4 protein-coding genes and 1 pseudogene are annotated in these 4,750 nt (G+C 72.7%); all 5 read right to left on the bottom strand.

Annotation, left to right across the window (positions count from 1 at the left end):
- Positions 1-209: pseudogene (locus tag HMPREF0731_RS25155) on the bottom strand (hypothetical protein); the annotation flags it as partial.
- Entirely contained in the window at positions 209-2,089 is a 1,881-nt protein-coding gene (locus HMPREF0731_RS08235; RefSeq protein ID WP_007003617.1) for a phage tail protein, read from the bottom strand. The gene HMPREF0731_RS08235 and the pseudogene HMPREF0731_RS25155, both read right to left, overlap by 1 nt.
- A gap of 3 nt (positions 2,090-2,092) precedes the next feature.
- The gene (locus HMPREF0731_RS08230; protein ID WP_007003616.1) at positions 2,093-2,662 is read right to left on the bottom strand and encodes a phage connector family protein; all 570 of its coding nucleotides are present in this window, start codon (positions 2,660-2,662) and stop codon (positions 2,093-2,095) included.
- Positions 2,663-2,897: 235 nt separating this feature from the next.
- Complete coding sequence (locus HMPREF0731_RS08225; protein ID WP_007003614.1) at positions 2,898-3,731, bottom strand: phage capsid protein; 834 nt, start codon at positions 3,729-3,731, stop codon at positions 2,898-2,900.
- Between the two features lie 183 nt (positions 3,732-3,914).
- Complete coding sequence (locus HMPREF0731_RS08220) at positions 3,915-4,643, bottom strand: capsid assembly protein (RefSeq protein WP_007003613.1); 729 nt, start codon at positions 4,641-4,643, stop codon at positions 3,915-3,917.
- Between the last annotated feature and the right edge of the window lie 107 nt (positions 4,644-4,750).

The raw sequence follows: 4,750 nt of genomic DNA, 5'->3' as shown, positions 1-4,750 counted from the left end.
GAGGCCAGCGTGCGCTCCAGCCGGTCGGCGCGCTCGCGCGCATCCGCCTCCTGCTGCGCGGTGATCTGCTGCTGCCGCGCGGCGAGGTTCGCCGCCTCCTGCGCCGCCTGGGCGCGGCTCTGCGCGGCCTGCGCCTGGCCCTGCCGCACCGTGCCGTAGAGCGAGGCCCCGGTGCCGATCAGCGTGGCGATGGGAGCGAGCTGGGCCATCAATCGGTCATCCTCGTCTCGGTGGTGACGGAAAGCAGGGTGAGCGGCAGCGGCGTGTCGCCCTCGATGCGCCAGAGCGGCAGCAGCGTGTCGCGCCGCCAGCCCAGGCCGCGCAGCGTGACATCGCCGGTGAAGACCGGCGGCGCCGCGTCCAGCAGCGCGGTGTCGAGCCGGCGGAACGGCACCGGCCGCGCGCCGCGGCCAAGATCGACACTGAGCGCGGCGGTGTGCAGCAGCCGGAAGGTGGCCGCCACCAGCCGCACCGGCGCCGCGCGCGCCCCGCCCGGCCAGAGCAGCAGCGGCGGCAGCGGCTCGATCAGGTGGCTGTAGCCGAGCCCGACCTGCACCGAACTGGCCGGCGGGTCGATGGTCACGGCGCCCGCCGCGACATCGGCCAGGCCGCGTGGCGCGCCATCCGCCACCACCTGCACGCTGCGGCCCTCCAGATGGCCGAGGCCGCTCCACTGGTCCTGCGGCGCGGCGCTGCTGCCGGTGAGGCCGGCATCGACGGCGAGCGCGTCGTCGAACCGCTCCAGCCGCATGGCGCCGGCGCGCTCGACGGCGCACCAGACGGTGCCGTCGATCTCGGCCAGGGCGCGGAAGGCGCCATCGGTGTCCTGCCGTGTCCAGGCGGTGACCTGCTCGGCGCGGTAGAGGGTCAGCGTCGCCAGCCAGCCGCCTTGCATCGCCACATGCAGCAGGCGGCGCGTCTGGTCATAGGCCATGGAGACGGGCGTCTGCACCAGGTGCCGCGCCACCAGCGCCAGGTCGTTCGCCTGATAGGCCTGCTGCACATCGGTATAGGCGTATTCATGCACCGCCTGGCCGGAGCGGGCGACGAAGATGGTGCTGCCATCGACATCCACCGGCGGGATGATGCGCGCCACCGGCGAGCCGATGCGCGTCTGCCGGTGCAGCTGGATCGAGGCGGGCGTCATCGGCTCGCCGGTGACCATCCATTCGGCGCCCGAGGTGAAGACCTGCAGATGCCGCCCCGAGAAGACGGCGCGGATGGCGTTCACCTGATCCGACAGCAGGCCGAACTCGATCGCCTGGTCGTCGAGGCCGCTGCCCAGGTCGAAATTGAACAGATCGCCCGAGCGCGACAGCCAGAGCCGGTTCGGCAGGTCGCGCGAGCCGCCCAGCACCAGACGGTCCTGGTGGAAGCAGGCGGTGACCGGCCAGCCGCGCACGGCGCTGAAGGCGGCCTCGTCCCAATCGGCGCTGGCGGCGGTGCCGGGGAGGGTTTCTTCCACGCTCGCCGTCGCGCTGGTGGCGGAGGCGACCGCGGTGACCAGCACGCGCTTGCCGCCGAGGCGGAAGCGCACCCCGGCATGGCCGGGCTGGAACGCCGCCGCGCTGGCCGTCAGCGTCACGCTGCCGCTCGTCGCGCTCGGCGCCAGTGTCACGCCGGGGGAGGCAAACCGATAGAAAGGCTCACGCACGAAGCTCCAGGGCGCGATGCTCCAGCTGGTGTTGCTGCTGCGCGTCACGCGCTGCGGCACCATGTCGGGGTGCAGCAGCAGCAGCGTGTCGGCGCTCTGCGTCCAGGCGATGGCGTCGAGCATCGCGGCGGTCCACGGCCCGGCCAGGCTCGCCACCTGGACGTCGCCCAGGAAGACGCGCAAGCCCTGGTGCGTCAGCACGACCAGATAGGTCTGCTCGGTGTTGAACTCGAAGGCGATCAGCCGCGCGGGCCCGGGCAGCTCGGCCACATGGCGCAGGCCGGGGCGGCGGGTCAGCCCGCCGGTCGGCTGGATGAAGACGTTGCGCAGGCGCCGCGCGCCATTCTCATAGGCGCGCAGGTCCCCCCGGCCCAGCAGCTGGTCGCCGAGTTCGCCCGCGGTGAAGCTGGTCTTGGTGCTGCGGCCGGCGGCCATGTCTCAACCCCTCGCGTCGATCAGCGGGAAATCCTCGACCGCGCGCACCGTGTCCTGCTGGCTGTCGACGAGGCGCGCATGGCGCAGCTCGGCCTCGGCCAGGCGGTGCAGCATCTCGGCGCGGCTGGTGCTCTCGGTCAGCGGCACGCAGAACTCCGCCGCCAGCCGCGCCACCAAAGCGGAGGCGAAGAAGGGCGGCAGCGCGCTTTCCGCCGGGCGGAACAGGTAGGTCAGCACGACGCGCGGCGAATCCGTGTGCAGCCGGTTCTCATGGATGCGGTAGAGCAGCCCGCGCCCACGCCGCTCGCCGCCCGCCGACAGCACCCGCAGGAAATCCGCCGGCAGCTGGTAGGCGAAGGCGTAGTCGGCATGCGGCACGGCGAGCAGCCGCGGCAGCTCGGCCTGCCCCGTCGCGAAGCTCCAGGGATGGGCGGAGAGCAGCGCGTCGCGCACCGCCGGGTAGAGATTGGCCGCCACCTCCGCCTCCGCGGTGCCTTCCTCGAGCGAGGCGACGGGCTGCGCGCCGATCTTCAGCAGCGCGCGCGAGCACAGCACAAGCGCCGACAATGCCATCGTCTTTCCCTTTCTTTCATGCTGCCGTTTTTCTTTCAGGCTGCCGCAGTCTCGCGGCGAGGCGGGACGCGTTGCTGCGGCGGGGCGCTGCCTTCTGCCGGCGCGCCATGGGCGCCGGGCGGTGTTGCCGCCCGGCGCCCTGGTCAGTGCCGCGCGCGGCCCTGCGCCCCTGGGCCGGAGCGGATGGCCCGAGTGCAGCGCCTCTCGTTCCGGCCCTGACCGGCAGCCGAAAGAATCATTCGGCGCAGCGCATGCGGACGACGCCGGCGGGGTCGATCAGGACGGCGCCCTGGCTCATCATGTTGTTGACGAAGTAGGCGGCGCGGTCGCCGTGCCAGGTGACATCGGTGGTGACGTCCTGGGCGACGGCGTGGCCGATGGCGGTCTTGTGGTAGAAGTAGCAGAAGCGGGTGGCGCCGCTGCGGGTCAGGCCGGAATGCGGCATCCAGGTGGCGCCGAGCCAGCGCTTCGCCTGGGTGCCCTTCCAGGGCAGGTCGTCGTCGCCGATGTACTGGGTGTTGGCGAATTCCTCGATCTGCAGCAGGTTGCTCCACTGCTTCCAGCCGACGATGGCGAAGCGGTTGCCGTCGTCCGGCACGTCGGCGGCGCCCAGCATCTCGAAGGCCAGCAGCACCTTGGCCTTGGTCAGCCCGTCGCTGTCGGTGGTGCCGGCGGCGGTGCCGGTGGCTTCCTCGGTGGCGGTGTCGAGGGCGGCGATGATCAGCTCGTCGGTCTTGCGGCCGAGCGCGTAGGCGCCGGCGCTGGCCACCACCTGGCGCTCGTCAATATTGACCTTCAGCTCGTCGAGGCGGTCGATCCACTCGCCGGCGTAGTAGTCCTGCAGGAAGCATTCGACGTTGGAGTGGGCGAGGTTCATCACCGGCACCGCGCCGTTGCGCGCCTTCGCCGCCGCGGTGCCGTGGCCCACGATCGGGAAGTTGGTGGAGGCGCCGCGCACGCCGGTCTTGCTGCGCACGGTCGGGCGCAGCTTGGAGCCCTGGCGCTGATAGGCCTCGTGCACCTCGGATTCGAACTGCTTGACGAAGACCTGGTCGATGGAAGCGGACATGCCGTGTTCCTTCAGGGAGGGTCGGGAGAAGGGGTGGAATGCCGGGCGCGCGCGGTTCCCCAGGGCGGGCCGCGCCGCCGGCCGCCGCGGCACCCGCCAGGGGGTTGCGCCACGGCGCGAAACGGCAACGGCCCCGCGCCTCCGGGGAGGCGCGGGGCCGCGATCAGGACAGCCGGGCCGGGGTCAGCCCTGGCCGGGGCTGAACAGGCGGCGGAAGCCGTCGGTGACGCGCTTGACGTATTCCGGCTCGCGCGAGCGCCAGTAGCGCGGGTCGCGCATCATGCGGCGCAGCGCCTGCTCGTCGATCGCCTCCGGCGCCTCGGCGCGGCCGGCGAGGTTCGGCTCGGCCTTGCCCATCATGCGGTGCAGGGCCAGCACGCCCTCGGCGGTGGTCGACAGCGCCTCGAACACCGGCTTGGCCAGGTTGGCGCGGCCCCAGGCGGCGATCTGCGGCGCGATGCGCTGGTAGCCCTCGGCGCCGCCGAATTCCTGCTCCAGCCGGGCGCGCTGCTTCTGCGCCTCGTAATCCGCCGCCGCCTCGGCGATCAGCGGCAGCAGCCGCTCGGCCGCCAGGTCGTAGACCAGCTGCACCTGGGCGCAGGTGAAGCCCGCCGCGTGCAGCCGCCGGTTCACCTCGGGGTCGGGGCCGCACATCTCGTGCTTCGGCTCGACCGTGTAGTCCTCGGGCGCGTCGGGCACGCCGAGGGCGCGGCGGAAGCGCGCGCGCTCCTCCTCCGGCGCGTCGTCCGAGGGGGGCGCGAAGCGCTGGGAGAGGCGGCGCTCCAGCTCGCGGTAGGATTTCAGCAGGGCGTCGACGCGCAGGCTCTGCTTCTCCGCATCCCAGAACTTCTCGGGGATGTCCTCGGGGCGGTCAGCATGGTCCGGCGCGGGGTCCAGCAGATTCTCAGCCATGCGGCTGTCACTCCTCGGCGGGGGTCAGGATGCCGGCCGGCGCGGCGAGCGTGCGGGCCAGGTGGCGGGTGGCGGCGGCGAGGTCGACCTGCGCCACCGCCGGCGCG

This window comes from Pseudoroseomonas cervicalis ATCC 49957 (assembly GCF_000164635.1).
Taxonomy (GTDB): Bacteria; Pseudomonadota; Alphaproteobacteria; order Acetobacterales; family Acetobacteraceae; genus Pseudoroseomonas; species Pseudoroseomonas cervicalis.
This window is presented reverse-complemented; position numbering and strand designations above follow the sequence as displayed.